Origin of the sequence: Spiroplasma endosymbiont of Panorpa germanica, from assembly GCF_964019765.1 — a bacterium.
Taxonomy (GTDB): Bacteria; Bacillota_I; Bacilli_A; order Mycoplasmatales; family Mycoplasmataceae; genus Spiroplasma_B.
This window is the reverse complement of record NZ_OZ026461.1, coordinates 397,475-415,067: the sequence shown is the minus strand read 5'-3', so window position 1 is coordinate 415,067 and position 17,593 is coordinate 397,475. Positions and strand designations below refer to the sequence as shown.

15 protein-coding genes are annotated in these 17,593 nt (G+C 29.2%); 1 reads left to right on the top strand and 14 read right to left on the bottom strand.

What is annotated here, in order from left to right:
• Positions 1-4: 4 nt before the first annotated feature.
• Entirely contained in the window at positions 5-562 is a 558-nt protein-coding gene (locus AACK87_RS01930; RefSeq protein WP_338972937.1) for a DJ-1 family glyoxalase III, read from the bottom strand.
• 70 nt (positions 563-632) lie between these two features.
• Here AACK87_RS01930 and AACK87_RS01925 point away from each other — a divergent pair, with 70 nt between their 5' ends.
• Positions 633-1,076, top strand: a complete 444-nt coding sequence (locus AACK87_RS01925) for a hypothetical protein (RefSeq protein ID WP_338972935.1) — start codon at positions 633-635, stop codon at positions 1,074-1,076.
• Positions 1,077-1,088: 12 nt separating this feature from the next.
• On the opposite strand, the gene AACK87_RS01920 is transcribed toward AACK87_RS01925, so the two are convergent.
• From AACK87_RS01920 to AACK87_RS01860, 13 genes are all read right to left on the bottom strand, one after another.
• Positions 1,089-1,823, bottom strand: a complete 735-nt coding sequence (locus tag AACK87_RS01920; RefSeq protein WP_338972934.1) for a PH domain-containing protein — start codon at positions 1,821-1,823, stop codon at positions 1,089-1,091.
• 12 nt (positions 1,824-1,835) lie between these two features.
• Positions 1,836-3,080 carry a replication-associated recombination protein A gene (locus AACK87_RS01915; protein WP_338972932.1) on the bottom strand — a complete coding sequence of 415 codons (1,245 nt, stop codon included), beginning with the start codon at positions 3,078-3,080 and terminating at the stop codon, positions 1,836-1,838.
• A gap of 112 nt (positions 3,081-3,192) precedes the next feature.
• Complete coding sequence (lon, locus tag AACK87_RS01910) at positions 3,193-5,574, bottom strand: endopeptidase La (protein ID WP_338972930.1); 2,382 nt, start codon at positions 5,572-5,574, stop codon at positions 3,193-3,195.
• Positions 5,575-5,686: 112 nt separating this feature from the next.
• Entirely contained in the window at positions 5,687-6,979 is a 1,293-nt protein-coding gene (gene tig / locus AACK87_RS01905; protein ID WP_338972928.1) for a trigger factor, read from the bottom strand.
• A 286-nt stretch (positions 6,980-7,265) separates the two neighbouring features.
• A complete protein-coding gene (locus AACK87_RS01900; RefSeq protein ID WP_338972926.1) occupies positions 7,266-8,207 on the bottom strand; it encodes a hypothetical protein in 942 nt (313 codons plus the stop codon).
• Positions 8,208-8,236: 29 nt separating this feature from the next.
• Positions 8,237-9,391, bottom strand: coding sequence for a hypothetical protein (locus tag AACK87_RS01895; RefSeq protein WP_338972925.1), 1,155 nt, complete (start codon positions 9,389-9,391; stop codon positions 8,237-8,239).
• A 20-nt stretch (positions 9,392-9,411) separates the two neighbouring features.
• The gene (locus tag AACK87_RS01890) at positions 9,412-10,218 is read right to left on the bottom strand and encodes a hypothetical protein (RefSeq protein ID WP_338972923.1); all 807 of its coding nucleotides are present in this window, start codon (positions 10,216-10,218) and stop codon (positions 9,412-9,414) included.
• A 74-nt stretch (positions 10,219-10,292) separates the two neighbouring features.
• A complete protein-coding gene (locus AACK87_RS01885) occupies positions 10,293-12,062 on the bottom strand; it encodes a hypothetical protein (RefSeq protein ID WP_338972921.1) in 1,770 nt (589 codons plus the stop codon).
• 132 nt (positions 12,063-12,194) lie between these two features.
• Positions 12,195-12,488: a hypothetical protein gene (locus AACK87_RS01880; RefSeq protein ID WP_338972919.1), complete on the bottom strand. Its 294-nt coding sequence runs from the start codon at positions 12,486-12,488 to the stop codon at positions 12,195-12,197.
• 31 nt (positions 12,489-12,519) lie between these two features.
• Complete coding sequence (gene efp, locus AACK87_RS01875; RefSeq protein WP_338972917.1) at positions 12,520-13,077, bottom strand: elongation factor P; 558 nt, start codon at positions 13,075-13,077, stop codon at positions 12,520-12,522.
• A gap of 35 nt (positions 13,078-13,112) precedes the next feature.
• Positions 13,113-14,432 (bottom strand): HAD-IIB family hydrolase, encoded by a 1,320-nt coding sequence (locus tag AACK87_RS01870; RefSeq protein ID WP_338972915.1) that lies wholly within the window; start codon positions 14,430-14,432, stop codon positions 13,113-13,115.
• The gene (fmt, locus tag AACK87_RS01865) at positions 14,410-15,390 is read right to left on the bottom strand and encodes a methionyl-tRNA formyltransferase (RefSeq protein WP_338972913.1); all 981 of its coding nucleotides are present in this window, start codon (positions 15,388-15,390) and stop codon (positions 14,410-14,412) included. The genes AACK87_RS01870 and fmt overlap by 23 nt, the downstream gene beginning before the upstream one ends.
• Positions 15,391-17,559, bottom strand: coding sequence for a DUF2779 domain-containing protein (locus AACK87_RS01860; protein WP_338972912.1), 2,169 nt, complete (start codon positions 17,557-17,559; stop codon positions 15,391-15,393).
• Between the last annotated feature and the right edge of the window lie 34 nt (positions 17,560-17,593).

Below are 17,593 nucleotides of genomic sequence, written 5' to 3'. Positions count from 1 at the left end.
ACTTCTAGTAATTCATTACTAAAATATCGTGGATTCTCAACATGTTTTGAGTATCTGTGAAGTGATCAATTATTTGCAGAGCAAATTTCAAGGCTGCACCTGCAGAACTACCAGTAATAATTTTACCATCTTCAATCGAAGCCATGTGAGGTTTTAAAATAGCTTTATCTAAAAATTTAGTACATCCTGGATAATGGGTAATCTCTTTGTTATCAGCTAAACCAAGCATCCCCAATATTTGTGGTGCAGCACAAATTGCAGCAATTACTTTATTTTTAGATGCATGTTGGAGCAATAAGTCTCTCAAAGGACTAAATTCCATTAAATTATCAGTACCAGGTTGTCCTCCCGGAAGCACTAGACAATCATATTGAGAAAAATCAGCGCCTTCAAATAAGTTATCTGCCTTTACAATAATGTCATGGCTTCCTCTAACTTCTAAATCTTTACTTATTGAAATAACATTTACCTCAAAATCCGCTCTTCTCAAAACATCAATTGTGCTTACTGCTTCAATTTCTTCAAATCCTTGGGCTAAAAAAACCGCTACTTTCGTTTTCATAAATCTCCTCTTTTCTTATGTGGTAATTATATCGTTTTTTTTGTATAATTAGGTCAGTCGGGGTGAAAAAATGAAATTATTTAATCTATTAAAATTGCTTTCATCCAATAATTCAAAAAAACCATTAAAAATTGGAAATAAAGATAATATTGAAGACTCATTTATGCTAAAGTTCAATGACAAAGATATGAATTTAGAAGCTCGATTTATAAATGATATTTCAACACGTTTTAACTCATTGTATCGCCAGCAAAGAATAAATCCTGAAGAAAGCTTTGTCTTTAAGAACTCTAGGGGTTTTAATTCAATTGGATTAAGATTCTCAATTGATGTTGTTATTTGCGACAAATCAGGTGAGGTAATTTCAACCTATACAAATTTCCCTCCCCAAAAACTAAGTAGCCATCACGAAAAGGGTTATTTTGTGATATGTTTCTCTAAAGGAACAATCAAGTTCTGAAATATTAAAAAGAATGACATAATTAAGGTTCAAAAAACTAATACTTATTGATAAGTGTTAGTTTTTTTAAAATGCAAAAACAAAAGCCAGAATTAATACCAGCATTATTACGGGAATTATAAATAGAAAATATTTATTACCAGTTTTTTTTGTTTCCCTTTTTACCTTGGGTTTTTTTAGTTTAACTTCATTAATTTTTAAAAGAGCATCCTGATCTGAAATCTGGTTTACCTGAGCCATATTATCTTCGACAATTTCATTTGGTTCTTCAAAATTAATTTTCATTTCAACCCCAAGATTATCTTTTAATTCTTGGATTTTTGCACTACTTTTTAAATCTGAGGGTTCATCATTGATTTCCACAATTTCAATTTCTGAAATTCCTGCTAGGGTATTTAAAAAATGCTGAGCGACTTTTTTGTTGGGAGTATTAAATTCAATTCCATTTCCGTAGGTATCATTTTGTAAGTGAATCGAATTTAATCCGTCACTTTCCACTGATTTCTTAAACTCTACCTTGTCAACTTTTAGCATATCAATTGGAACATAGCGTATGTTATTTGTAGAATTATTATCCTCAATTTCCAAAGTAAATATTCGTTTGTCTGTTATGAAAATCATACCAACCATTTCAAGATCATATCTTTTAAAACTAGCTCACAGGGCAGAAAGAATTGTCTCGTCATTATCAAAGTAAGTTTCAATATTTGGTCAAATTTTAACCTCAATATTTTTATAATTGGGAAATCATATCCACCCTTTTGCTTCTAATTCTTCGCGAATTTTAAATATATCTTTCATCGGTCTTCTCCGTTAATCTTTTCTACTTGTGAATTTATAATAAGTTTCTAGGATTTTTCTTTCATATTTTGAATTGTTTTTAGATGTAAAATATTTTACATCCTTAATTTCTTTGGGTAAATATGGTTGTTCAACTCAGTTATTGGGATAATTGTGAGGATATTTATATCCAATTCCATGACCCAATTTACTTGAAGATTTGTAATGACTATCTCTTAGGAAATCAGGAACAGGTGGGCAAATCCCCTTTTGAACATCCTCCAAGGCACTTTCAGATGCAATAAATGCTGAATTTGATTTTTCTGATAGAGCCATTTCAACTATTGCCAATCCCAAAATTATTCTCCCCTCGGGCATTCCCACTTGGCGAAAACTTTGAATTGCCGTGAAAACTCTTGTAGGAATTGCTGGGTTAGCCATACCAATATCCTCATAAGCCATTATCAACATTCTTCTCATTAAAGTTTCATAATCCCCAATCACCATTAATCGCGATCAGTAATGCAACGCAGCATCAACATCGCTTCCTCTAATTGATTTTTGCAAGGCTGATTTCAAATCATGAAACTCATCGCCATATCCCGAACCTTTAGCCTTTGCCTCTGAAACAATTTGTGAGACAAGTTCAATACCAACTTCTTGATCATTGTATAAATTCATAAATATTTCAATTCAGTTAATAGCGGTTCTCAAATCCCCATTAGCTAACTCCGCTAGATATTTAAGGGCTTCATCATTAATTTTTAGATTAATTTCAAAATCCTTAATTACTTTTTTAAGTCCGTCAAACATTTCTAGTGGAGTAATTAGTTCTAATTTTATCAAATTGCATCTACTTCTGATTGCGGGATTAATAACAAAAAACGGATTTTCGGTTGTGGCTGCAAAAAGTATTACTTTCCCTGTTTCTAAAAATTCTAGTAAAAAATCTTGCTTATCTTTATTCATTCTATGAATTTCATCAACTATTACAATATGTTGCTCATCTGTATTTATTTTTTCAATTGCTTTCATAAGTTTTTCCTTTTTATCTATGGAAGCATTAAAAATTGTATATTTCATATTTAAATCGTTTGCAAGAGCAATTCCAATTGTGGTTTTACCAACTCCTGGGGGACCATAGAAGATCAAACTAGTGGGAAATTGTTTATCAACCATTCTTGAAATAATGCCATTTTTATCGTTTATTATATGTGACTGACCAATTATCATAGAAATTGTTTGAGGTCTTAAAAGCATCGCTAAAGGTTTTTGCATAATTTTTCTCCTAATATAAAATTATCTTATCAAAATCACTTCAAATATACTTGAATTGTGATTAATAATTTTGCTAATTTAATATAAAAAAACCCTTTTGGGGTTTTTAGAATTAATTACTTTTTGAATTAACCTTGTCTAAACTTTCTGGTTTAGAAGTTAGAGGTAAATTGTGTGTAATTTTTTTTGGTTTCTCTTGAAATACTTGTTCAAATACATCTTCATATTTTTCAGTACCAATAATTTCTAGCTCTGATTTAACTTCTTCTGGGATATCTTCTAAATCTTTTAAGTTTTTAATAGGTACTAGAATTTTTTTCAATCCACTTCTGTGAGCAGATATCGATTTTTCTCTCAATCCACCAATTGGGAAAACCAGACCACGAAGAGTTATTTCACCAGTCATTCCAATTTCTTTTGAAACTGGTCGATTTGTCAAAGCACTAATAATAGCTGTTGTCAAAGTAACTCCAGCACTTGGTCCGTCTTTTGGAACAGCTCCTTCAGGAACATGAATGTGGATGTCATTATTTTCAAAAACTTCTTTTGGTATTCCAAAACTATCATGATTTGATTTAATGTAATCCAACGCGATTGTAGCTGATTCTTTCATTACATCTCCAAGTTTTCCTGTTAAAACAAGACCACCTTTTCCGGGGAAATGGTTAACTTCAATTGGAAGAATGTCTCCTCCAAATTGAGTATATGCTAGTCCTGTAACCACTCCAATTTGTGATGTTTTTTCCTTACTTGTAAAGTCAAAGACTCTTTTACCAAGTAATTCATTAACAACTTTTGGGGTCACTTTCATAGTTTTTACTTCTTTATTTAATAACTTAACTACAAATTTTCTAGTAATAGATGCAATTAATCTTTCTAATTGTCTTACCCCAGCTTCTCTGGTGTAGTGTTTAATTAGTTCACTAATTGATTCTGGTGTAAATTCTAGTTCAGAACTGTTTACAGCATGATTTTCTAGAACTTTTGAAATTAAATAATTTTTAGCAATTTGCAATTTTTCTATTTCTGTATAACTTGAAAGCTCAATAATTTCCATACGATCATATAAAGCTTCGGGAATATTTTCAGGATAGTTAGCGGTTGCAATAAATACAACATCACTTAAATCATAACTTTCTTCAATGTAGTGATCTGAGAAAGCATCGTTTTGTTCTGGATCCAACACTTCAAGCATTGCACTTGATGGATCACCTTTATAGTCACTTGACATTTTATCAATTTCATCTAGTAGGAAAACCGGGTTTTTTGTTTTAGCCTTTTTCATTGCTTGAATAATTCTTCCAGGCATTGAACCAATATAAGTTTTTCGATGCCCACGAATTTCAGCCTCATCTTTTACTCCACCAAGTGAAACTTTAACAAAATTTCTTCCCATAGATTCTGCAATTGATTTAGCTAATGAAGTTTTTCCAACTCCTGGAGGACCTACTAATGTAATAATTTGTCCTTTAACAGAATTGGTTTTTTGTTTAACAGCTAAGTACTCAATAATACGATCCTTAACTTTTTTCAATCCATAGTGATACTTGTCTAAAACTTCTCTTGCAAATAAAAGATCTTGTTTTTCCTCAGATTTTTCTCATCAAGGAATTTGCATCATTCAATCGATATAAGTTCTAACAATATTAGCCTCACTTGAACTAGCAGGCATACCCTCATATCTATCAATCTCTTGTAAAACTCTTTCCTTAACAGATTGTGGAAATGGTTCATTTTCTAAACGGGTACGGTATTTTTTAATATCGTCTCCTTCTTCATCCATATCACCAAGCTCTTCTTTAATAGCTTTTAATTTCTCACGAAGGTAATATTCACGTTGTTGTTCATCAATTCTAGTTTTGATTTTTTTACTAATATTAGTTTCGATGTCTGCTGATTTTTTCTTCTCTTCTAAGAAATCGTTAATTATATTTAAACGATTAAAAGGATTTAGTTCCTCTAATAAATTTTGCTTTTTCTCAATTGGCATAAAAGGCAAATGATATGCAACTGTATCAACTATCAAGTTAGCATCTTTTTTACCAAAAACAGCATCACTAATTTCAGATGGCAAATCTTCTTGAGATTCGATCATTTTTTTTAAATATTTAGTAACTTTAGTTTTATTTTGATTATCTGCATCTTCTTCGGGTTTTACAACAGAATAGTCGGCTGTATAATAATCATTCAATGTAATGTTTTCTAGTTTAACTCTGTCAACAGATAAAATATTAACAGTTGAAGTTCCATCTTTTCATTCTTTTTTAATTGATATGTCAGCAATAATTCCAAAATTATAAATTTCATCAATTTTTGGATTATCGTCAACAGGTTTTTTTTGAGAAACTAACAGAATTTTGCCGCCATTCTCATTAATAGCAGCCTTAACAGCAAGAGTTGATTTATCTCTTCCTATTTCAAGTGCTTGTTCAAAGGTTGGAAAAATATAGCTTCCCCTTGTTACAAGTAATGGTAAATTTTTGTTTTTGCTCATAATTAGACCTTCTTTCTTGGCACAAGATAATAATATCATATTTTTTAGCACTTACAATAGTTAAGTGCTAAAAAATGAAAAAAACCCAAGTTAAAATTTGGGTTTTTATACACTAACCATTATTTGCGTAGATAAAATCAATGATCTTTTCATTAATTATTTCAGATTTTACTTGTCCTTCTTGAAGAACTGATTTTTTTAAGAAATCAACTTCGATTCCAAATTGACTTGCAAGATCTGCATATTTAGCATCAACCTCTTCTTGAGTGGCTTCGATTTTTTCTTTGTTTCTAACTTCATCAGTAATTAAATAACTTTCAAGACGTTTTTTAGCATCTCCAAATATTTCTTTATTAATGTCTTCATCAGTCATTCCAGTAACTTTCTTGTACTCTTTTAATGTCATTTTATTAGCGATAACTTTTTGTTCAAACTCTTTTCTCATAGTTTGAACTTCTTTATCAATGGCACTTTTTGGTAGTTCAATTGTTGACTCTTCTCTAATTAAATCAATAATTTGGTTAACAAAAATATTTCTCTCATTAAGTTGTTTTTGTTTTTCAATTTGATTTGAAACATATTTTTCTAATTCTTGATAAGTATTAACATTTTTAATATTCAAGTCTTTTACCAACTCGTCATCAGCTTTCGGGAATTCACGAGATTTAATTTCCTTAATATTCAATTTAAATTTAGCATCTTTTCCAGCCAAATTTTCAGCTTGATAATCTTTAGGAAATGTCACTGAAATTTCGCTTCCTGATCCAATTTTAAGCCCGATCATAGCTTCTTCGAATCCGGGAATAAAGTTTTTACTTCCTATTACCAATTGGTAATCTTCACCTTTTCCACCTTGGAAAGCTTCACCATCAATAAATCCTTCAAAATCGAATTTAACATTATCGCCATCTTCAATAGCAATATTGTCTCCCTCTTTGATTTTTTCCATAACAAATCTTTCTTGATATTTTTTGATTTCTGCTTGGATTTCATCTTTTTCGGCTTTAACAGGGTTCTTTTTAGGACCAGTTAAACCTTTATATTTTTCAATTTTAATTTCTGGTTTTAAGTCAAAAATAAATTCTAAAACTAATTCGTTTTCCGATATTTTGGTTGGTGTTGGTGTTGGTGTTCCTCATGGTTCAATTTTCGATTTTTGCTCTCTAGCAAAATCATAAGCTTTTGGCATAGCCATTCTGAATGCTTCATTCATAACTTTAACTTCGCTTAAATTTTTCAAAGCCATTTCTTTTGGAACTTTACCTTTTCTAAATCCAGGTATTTGAACTTCTTGTAGAGCTTTGTTTCTTCCTTTATCACAGAAAGTTTTTCACTCGTCCCCTTCGATTGATATAATTCACTTACCTTGACCTGATTCGGGTAATTTTTTTGCTTCAAATTTCATAAATATTCTCCATTCTTATCACTAAAATTTATTATAACAAAAACATTAAAAAACTCCAATTAAATATTGAATTTAATTCTTTGAGTAACTCCATTTCAATAAAAGCTCGGTTTAAAACAAATATCGTTTTAGTAGTCAAGGATACAACCCTGATTAAAGCTAAATAGTGCTGTATAAAGTAATATTTAAAGTGAAATATATAAAAATATAAAAGCCGACCAATATGGTCGGCTTAAAAAACTCTTATAAATAGCAAAGTTACACTTGCAAAAGTATACTTATTCAATTAAATAGAGTTTTCATTACGATATTTAATATATATTTGTCATGCTTTTTTGAAATCATCAGTACGATTTGTATTTCCTAAAACAATATCATCCACTTCAGCTCTTGTAAGGCGATCTTGATACTTTAAAAAAGCTCTTTCCATGGTCATTCTTGGAGAAATCTTTAAAAATTTGCAAGATTTTTGAAATTGAAACTTACTAAATTCCTTTTGAAAAACTTCTTTAACGTCTATTTCTGCTAAAAGAGTTTTTTTAACATTATCGTCTTCAAAGCTCTCGTTATTAAATTTGAAATACAGCTCTGTAATTTGGTGATTTATTTTTTCAAAATATTCCTCTGAATCCTTTTTCACATTAGAGAAGGCTACTTTAATTGTGTTTTTAGATCTTCGTATTTCATTGCTTAAATTAACTGGTTTTTCATAGTCCATAAGACTAAAAGAAATAACACTAGGAATTACCAAATTAGTCATATTTTTAATGATACTATATCTAACTGTTGTTAAAAACTTTAAATAGTAAGGGTAAAATAATAGTTCTGGTTGATTGGCAATTTCCATTAAATTTTCTTTGATCTTCTTAAATTTATTATAATACTTTTCAAATCAAATATTTGCCATACAGCAGCCAAAATATTCAATTCTAGCAATAGTCAAATCGACAAATTTCTGCTTCATATTATTTCTTAAAAAACGACTCAGATTAACATAATCAGAATTGGAAAAGCCAACATTAAAGACTTCTTGGATATTTACTTCATTAATTATGAACTTTTTCATTCTGGCATTAATTCACATTTTTTCAATTTTACCAGAAGTTGATATTTTTCATTTTTTATATTTGTTAAATTTAAATGCAAAATAAGATTCTTTAAATTGAATTTGTTTAATAAGGTTATCAGCAAAAATTTTGTTTTGTAAACTTCTTGATTTATTTTGCATAATTACTCCCCTTGTATTTGTAGATTAATTTATTTTGACTTTGGTTTTTTGTTTGCCTGATTTTTTAAAACTGCATTTTCATAACTCATTAGTATTTTCATTTGTTGTTTCATTGAAGCTATTGAATTAAAATAAGTTATAAGACTGTTAGCTTTAGATTTGACTTTGATTTTTTGTCAAAATGAAAACATTGGATTTTTAGGGTCTACCAATTCCTTGACACTGATTTTTTTATTTCCAACTGTAAAAAAATCATTTCCCGAGTAATTGGCTGAAATATTTGGCATTTTATTATGCTCTAAAGATTCTAAATTTTTCTTATCCGAGTAGTCTGCCACTTCTTTTTTAGATTTACCATAAATTTGATTTCATAGTCGTTCTTTTTCTTTTTGTTCTCTTTGATATTCCTCATCAGAAATGATTCGTGATTTTACCAGAGAAAAGTCCTTGAAATTTGACTTTGAAGAATCATCTTTTTGGGGAGAATTTTGCTTAAATTCAATATTTTTATTTCTTAATATTTTTTTCTCTTCTCTTAATTTAGCCAGAGCTTTTTTTTCTTCATCTGTTAAATTAATTTTAGACTTTTTTGTTCCATTTGAAGGAACTTTTTTATTTCTTTCTTCCTCTGTCAAAGAAAGTGAGATTTTTTTGTAATCGTTGTTTTGGTTCAAACCCTTTTCCCTTTTTAGGGCTTCTTTATATTTTTCATTGCTTGAAATTGGTTTAATTTTTTTAACAATTACTTTTTTCTCTTTAGTTTCATCGCTATTTTTATTTGCCAGATTGTTTGTCAAATTATATTTGCTTTTCCCACCCATCAAATATTTGTCTTTTCTCATATATGAGTTTGAGATAAGAGACTCACTGTTATTCAAGAGGCTTTGCAATTGTCTGATATTTTTTTGTTTTTCTTCAAAAGTAATTTGGCGATTTATAACTTCTCGACCTTTATTTTCCTTTTTAAGCTTTTCAACTTCGATTAAGAATTCATGAAGTTCCATATCCATTAAAAATTTTATATATAAATTCATTTGCCTTCTTGTTTCGAAATCCAATGATTCATATTCTTGAGCAAATAAAGTTACGGTCTGAATTGTTAATTTTTTTTCAATCAGGCTTTTTATTCTTAGTTTAGTTCCTAAGCTCAAAAGTTTAAAATCATTTTCTTTTTTATTGGTCATTGGTTCTTCACCTATACTTTCTAAATATTTGGTCTTTTTGACAGATCAGTCTCTACATCTTCGTCATCTTCTGCTAAGACTTCTTCGATTCATCTTTTACGACGACTCAAAATATCGTCTTCATCTGTTATTTCTGTGAAATTTATCTTATTTTTAATATTAAGCATTTTTTCATGTACCTTGGCGCGAAGGTTTTCTTCGCTCTCTGGTTCAATGATAACTTTATTTTCTGGTTCCATTGGCTTAGCAAGGCTTGATTGAACTCTTTTACTAAATTCGATCGCTCTTTGCTTCATAATTTCTTGATGATCTAAGTTTAGTCTTGAAGCTACTTGATTTAAATCAACACTAGCTCTATTTGGTGGATTTACCATAAATTCATTAGTATTACGATTATACATTTCGCGATGCCTAGCCAAAATTTTTTGTTCTGAGGAAATCACTCTTGAAGGAATCCCTATTGTACGAGTTTCTCCCAATTGATCTTTGGAAAACTTTTGAATTTGAGGCTTTCTTTTTAATATATCAATCCCTAAAAGGGTTTTGTTTTTATCAAAAATTGGCACAACAATCTTATATTCGCGGCCCCCATATCTAGAGTTATAAATTTTAGCATAAACTTCTGAATTATTAAACTGTTCAATAAAGCTTTTACCCTTATTGTTTTCAACCATTTGTCTTTTCGCCACGGCGCTATGAACTTCGGGAACTTTTAATTTCTTGGGATTTTGATATTCTTTTTCCCCGACTCTAATTCCCGAAATTCTAGCTATGGTTTTATTATCAATCTTTTTATCTTCAAGGTCATTAATTTTTTTAGATTTCAAAATAACACCTCTCAATAATTTAATATAAAGACTAAAAATAAATTTATTTTTATCAAGTTTAAATTTGCTCTTATTTATTTTTTATTTTTAACAAATTTTTTGCTTAATCTCTCAATTCTCTTTTGACGTTTTTCATCCTCAAATTTTTGTAGTGCTGCAATTTTTTCTTCATTGACAGAATATTTTGAGAATTCACGCGCAATTTTCATTGAGTCGTCAAATAGTTTAGCATCAGAGTTTTTAGTGAAATAAGTTTTCAATTTCAACTCTGCATTTTTTATTGATTCTTGTTCAAATCTAATTTGAGCATCAATTGCAGCAATTTCTTCACGATACTTATTGTTTTTAACAAGTCGACGTTCGCGTTCCATTTGTAATATAGATGAAACTCTCTTCTCTTCTGAACGTTTCATTTGACGTTCCTTCATTAATTGAATAAGTTTTTGACGCTCTTGAAGTCTTCGAAGTCTTTCTTGACGTTCTAAAGCTTTTAGATTGATCACTTCTTGTTCTTTTAATCGTCTAGCTTCGCGTTTTTCTCTCAAGCGATTTGATCGCGCAACTATAAAACTGTTATTTCTTTCAACATGCATTAAGTTGACACGATGTTTTCTTTCGTTTTGTAAATCTCTCAGGAACTCGATTTTATCATTCATCTCATCAACAATTTCATTATCTTTTTTGTATTCATTAATTAAATTTTGCATTGAAGGTTGTTTAGAGACATCATATATGATTCCGTAATTTCCCACGGGACGAATTTCGTGAAACGGTTTAGCCATTTCTGCGTTTTTAGAATTGTTACCCAATTCATAGCGGTCCAAAACCTCATTTTTATCAAAAAATGTAAAGTCTTTTTTATCAATAATATTTCTTTTATCTAAATTAATTTTTGAGTACTCTTCTTCTCTTCTCTCCATATCAATTTCTTTTTGTTTCTCTTGGATTTCTTTTAGCTTAGGATCTGAAATTTTATCAAAAATTGAAACTTTATCCTCTTTTAATTCGATTGTCTCATAGTTAATATCAATGGCATTTGATAAGTCCAATTCATTGGTTAAAGTTTTTGATACATCATAATCATTTTCCAAAGTTATGTCTTTGTTCATCTCCATAGTTTTTTGTCTAATCTCTAAGTCTTCATAATTATTTGATTCTCCATCAAAATTGAAAGAACTATTAGGGTTAGCGCTATTTTCATCCATATCAAATGTAAATCCTACAGCCGAAGAATAATCCCTTGTTTCAATGATGTCATTTTTTAAAATACTATCTGGCACTTTTACTTCGTTTGTTTGATCTATATCATCTAAAATGTTATCAATTTCACTAATTCCGGTTTCAATTGAATTTTTACCTTTAGCTACATAATCCATACGAAGTTCTTTGCGATTATCAGGTAATCCTGCTCTTATTAGAATATCTTCTCTTGTATCTCTACCAGCTAACAACTCACTTGAATTAAGCTTCTTCATCAATTGTTCTCGTAAGCTATCTGGAGAACTAGATCTTGTTTGTATATTTAAACGGTCTTTTCACCCATCAATGTTACTTTTATTTTGCTTAGAATTGTCATCTTTTTTAGTATTTTTTATAGCCTCTTTATTAGATATTTCCTTTTTATATAACTTATTAATCTCAGATTCTCACATTTCAATTAAATTATTTTTTCTAGGATCGCTTTCTTCTAAAAGAATTATCCTTTCATAAAGTTTTATTAACTTTTGAAAATTAGCATCATTCTCTAAATTTTCCTCATATATTCAATTAAGGGATTCTTGACTAAACTTTTTTTTCTCTTCAATATTTTGAAGTTCTCTTTCCACTTTTTGTCCTTTTGGCATGATTTTACCTCCATATTTTTTTATTCAAGTCTTAATTATTATACACTATTTGATACCCAAATGGTAGGCAATATATGATACTACATAAAAAAATAAAAAGCAATAATTTACTTTTTATTTTTTTTAAATATTCTACTTATGAATATAAGCGAAAGAGATGTTTTTTGGTTTAGTATTAAGAGTTTGTTCGATAGCCTCATTAATAGTAATCGATAATTCTCTTTCACTTATTTCAAATTCTTTACTACTATCAATATAAAATTCAATTAAAGCAAAAAAACCGTTTTCCTGATGAATTCAAGTTTTAACTTTGCAAGTAATATCTTTATCTATTTGAGTGACGATACCAAACAATATCAGATTATTAATTACTTCCTTATCGATCATTAAAATGCCTCGATTATTTCTCTCAATTGGAATATACACAAAAGAACCCCCCTTTATTTAAAATTAATACTTAATTTGAACGACCTGCATATTTACCGTCATTAGTATTTACTAAGACTTTTTCACCTTCTTTGATGAAAAGTGGCACAAGAATTTCGTGTCCAGTTGAAACAACTGCTTTTTTTTGAGCTCCCGAAGAAGTATCTCCTTTTACAGCTGGTTCTGCTTGAGTTATTTCTAATTCAACTTTATCCTCTAAAGACACTCCCAAAACCTCTCCATCATATTCAGTCAATTTAATCATACTTCCATCAGTTAAGAACTTAAGTTCCCATTCCAATTTTTTTGAATCAATCTCAACTTGATCATATGTTTCAGTATTCATAAAGACGCAATTGGTTCCATCATTGTAAAGAAATTGCATATCTTTTTTTTCAATCATCGCTTTTTCGACTTTATCTCCACCCGTGAAAGTTAATTCGGTGCGAGCTCCAGTTCTAAGGTTTTTAACTTTTACTTTAACGTGACCTTGTGCTCTTCCTGTTTTAGTGAAAGCTTGTTCAATTACGATGAAGATATTTCCCTCATATGCAAAAGTTGTTCCTGGTCTTAAATCATTTACTTGCATTTTATTCTCCTTTAATACTATTTTTATTATTATATCTAATTTTTATCAAAAATTGATGTTAAATCCATAATTTCTGAAATGTTATTTATTACTGGGATATCAATTGCTGCTAATGTTGGGGAACTTTTTAGCATTTTAGCGGAATTAAGACAATTCTCAAGCATTTCTTTATCGTTTGCCCCATCCCCGCAAGCGAAAATTAGGTTGGGGTTTAAGTGACTTTTTTTGACCAAATATTGAATTGCACTTCATTTTGAAACATCCTTGTTAACTATTTCTACAATATAGGGACTGGTTTGAAAGGCTCTTAGGTTAGCAAAATTTTGGTTTATTTCTTCAATATACTTCTGGTGGTCTTTTTCAGTATAAAGGTAAAATACTGTGACATTTTTTTGTTTATATATTTTTGGTTCAACCATTTCATAGTAATCTTCAAACTCAATTTTATTTTGAGTTCTTTTATTGTCCAAATTAGGATTGTAAGCATGGTGGAAGGCTGTCTTAAAACCATTTATTGCCACATCAATTGGAAGATTTTGATATCTTTTTAAAAATTCTACCAACTTTTTGCGATCTGATTTAATAATCTCTTTAAAATAAATTATTTCTCCTTTTTGAGAATATACTAATGAACCATTACCACAAATTGTATATTTTGGTGGAACATTTAACTCACTATTTTTTTGGGAAATAAACTCATACAATCTCCCCGTTGTAATTACGAAATTATTGGTATGGTTATCCATAATTTCGTTTATGAACTCAATACTTTTTTTGTCAAACTTCGAGTTTTCATTGAAAGAAATCGTTCCATCAAAATCAGAAAATAATCACCTACTATTTTGAAATTTATATTTCTCAAATGAAAGAATTTCCATAAATTTACTAGATTTACCTAATGAATAATAAAGAATACTTGCAATTGTTATTGAGGCCAAAATTTGAATAGAGTCCACTACTAACTCAGTTAAAGCTAAGGGTTTTGAATGAAACAATAATAAATTAAATGGCACATAAATTAAAGTTGCTATACTTGCTAGAAAAAATCCTAAATAACATGAGAAGATTTTACGAGATGTTTTTATTATTAAAAACATTAACAATCTAATTACAATTGATATTGGAATGAAAATTAGCAATCCAGAAAAAAGATCGACAAAAAGCGGATAGACTAAAGCTGGCATAATCATCAATGTCCCTGGAATAATAGCAACAAGGCTCATAAATATCCCATCACTGAATTGAATCACAATTGAATCGCCAATTTTAATTAAGCTCGTTACCATAGAAACACAGATTAGCAGCGCCGAAATTAAAGCAGAGACAGAAATCTTAATAATCAAATTTTGTTTCATCTTCGTTGAATATTGCTCCTATTTTAATATCTGCATTACTATTATTGAAATAACTTCCCGCACTTACTTTATTTTTTCCTTCTTTTTGAATTTCTAAAACTTTAAACATTGATCTTCATGAATAAACAACAAATCCTTCTTTGTCCATAAAAATTATTTCTCCGGTTCTTTTAAAATTTAGTGTCATTGGGAAAAACTCATCTTCTCTTAGTTTTCTTGCTTTAAAAATCTTATATCTACTTCCATTTATTATGGCATAGGCTCCTGGAAACGGACTTAGCGCTCTTATTAAATTTACTATTTTTATATTCGATTCATTAAAATTAATCTTTTCCATAGAACTTAAAATCTTTGGTGCAAAACTTACAAAATTGGGTTCTTGTTTTATTGGTTTAATTTTATCTAGGTAAATATCATTTAAATATTTAAAAATCATGTCCCTTCCCAATTTAGCAAGTTTTCGATATAGAGATCCAAAGTCATCATTGTTTGTTATTTGTATTTTATCTTGAACATAAAAATCTCCTGCATCCATCTCCTGAACCATTTGCATTAAACTAATACCTGTAAATTCGTCTCCATTAATTAATGAAAACTGAATTGGAGCACTACCGCGATATTTGGGTAATAAGCTCGCATGAACATTAATAGCTTTTCCATTTACCAAATCAATTACTGATTGAGGCAACAATTTTCCATAAGCACAGGTCAAAATTAAATCAGGATTTAATTGTTTCAAACCTTCTAAAATATCTTTAACCTTGTTTGGCTGAAAAATCTTTATCTCATTTTCTATTGCATAATTTTTAACTGCAGAAAAAGTTAAAACTTGCTTTCTTCCAACTTTTTTATCAGTTTGGGTAACAACTGCCAATAATTCAAATTCATGTTTATTAATACCTTTAATTATTTCAACAGCGATTTCTGGGGTTCCAAAAAATATTAACTTTTTTTTCATTTAACTTTGCTCCTTTATTTTTTCCACAATTTCTTTAATTCTTTGAAGAACAACGACCATCGCCAAGGTATCGCGATTACAATATTTTATCATATCTGGTCTGATTCGGGTTTCTCATATTTTCTTACTAATGTTTCCATCGCTAAATTCTCTAAAAGTTTGACTGGCTTTATCACCTTTATTAATAGACAAATCATTGTAGTTAAAATTATTATCTAATGCGGGTTGGGTTTTCTTAATAGAAAAGCTTCCGTGAAATGAAGGGTGATAAATTAAAAACCAAGGTATATTTTTCTTAGAATTCCCTTTGAAAAAGTCCATCAAATCAATTGTATTTTGCAAAATATACAAAAGTGATTTTCTATACTTAGGGAATAAGAGTGCTAATTGTTTAAGCACCATTTTTTCAAAAGAATCATTATAGGCAACATAAATTCCTTTACCCTGACTAAATATATCCTTTAAAAAATTAGCAATAAAATCTGTTCTTGGGTCATTAGAACTATTAGCCAAGAAATCATAATGCACCATTGTTTCTGGTTCATCATAGTTATACTTATTGTCTTTTAAAACATCTATTGAGTATTGAAATGGAATCTGTTGGTAAGATTTTGATTGATTGTATTTCGGAATAGCCCATTTTACTGTTTCAAAATCATACATATAAATCGGAAACTGCTCATATTTGCATAAAATATTTTTTAGCTCTTCTATTTTATCTAAAAATATTATATCCTTTTCCTCAAATGCTGCCGGATTAGCTATAAACTTTTTATAAACTTCAAAGTGACGAAAATTTTCTTCTCTAAAAAAAGTTGAATCATCTTTGGATTTTACCGGAATGCTTGGATCATTTAAACTTTCAAAATCAGTTAAATAAATTTTTTGACTTTCATAATAAATTTTAGCTTTGGCGACCTTTTTCAAATTGGTAAAGTTAAAAATATTTTCCTTATCTTTATCAAAATAATTCATAACATGATGACAGTAAATTTTATCTTTACCTTCCTCATTTTCACTCAGTTTAAAAAACTCATTTTTTGATGCATTTTTCTTAATCACTGAAATACAATTATTGGAAAGTAATAGTTCTAGAGTTTTTGGATTATCAAATACTAATAGTTTTGTTAAATCCTTTATTATCGCTCCTGTATCAAACTTTGATTCAAATGTTCTGATTAATTCAATTAAGGTTGGTCTTTTTTTAGCAACACCATAACTCAATTTATCAATGATAAAAAAACCGTTATAATCTAAATCAACAGGCTCTCCGTAATCTTCTGGTTTAATTTCTGCTTCTAACTCTGTGATGCATTCTTCAAAACTTATTAAAGGTGTTTCTTGTAAAAGATTATCGCATTTTTCACTTAAAGTGAAATCAATTTCATTAAATTCTAAACCTCTAATATAATTCCCTCTAATATGTCCAATCGCAACATCAATTACTTGATAACCATTTTTTTGCAAAATATGATATTGGTAAAGTAAGTCATAAAAATGTTCCTCTTTGACTTTACTTGTAGCTTTCACTTCAATAATTTCAAACCAGTTTTTATCGTTGTCAATTTTTAAAACGTCACATCGGGTTCTCAAATTAAAATTATCATATTGAAATGCAGGTTCAAATAAAAATTCATATTCCCCGGAATCAATTAACTCCTTAGTTTTCTGGACGGCATTTATAAATGGTAGTCCGCTTAGGTCAAATGTTCTCAACTTAATTTTTCTATTTAAGTTATTCGATATATTTAATGATTCAAAATATTGTTTTGCAGCCTCACCAACTAAATTTCCATCAATAATTGATTCTCCTTCAAATTTGGTCAAATCAAAACCATCAACTTGAAGAGTGTTATCATCATTCAAATCAAGCCACTGTTTTTTTCACAAATTCTTTAAATCCTCGTCATCTGATTTATTTTTATCAATTTCACTCTCAAATATTTTAAAGTAGGTTTCAAATAAGTCAATTGAAGATCCAGTTGAATCAAAATCACTATCGTTGGAAACTTCTGCCTTCAAATTGAACTGGACTTTTTTTGCATTTATTCATTCAATAGCTTGACTAAAGTTTTCTTGTGAATGCATGACTCACATTTCCTTATAACAAGTGGTTAAACCTCTTTTGAAATCTTCTTTGCTTAGTTTTGAATTATATATATTTTTCAATAGTAAACCTCCTTTTAAAACAAAAATTCATTTA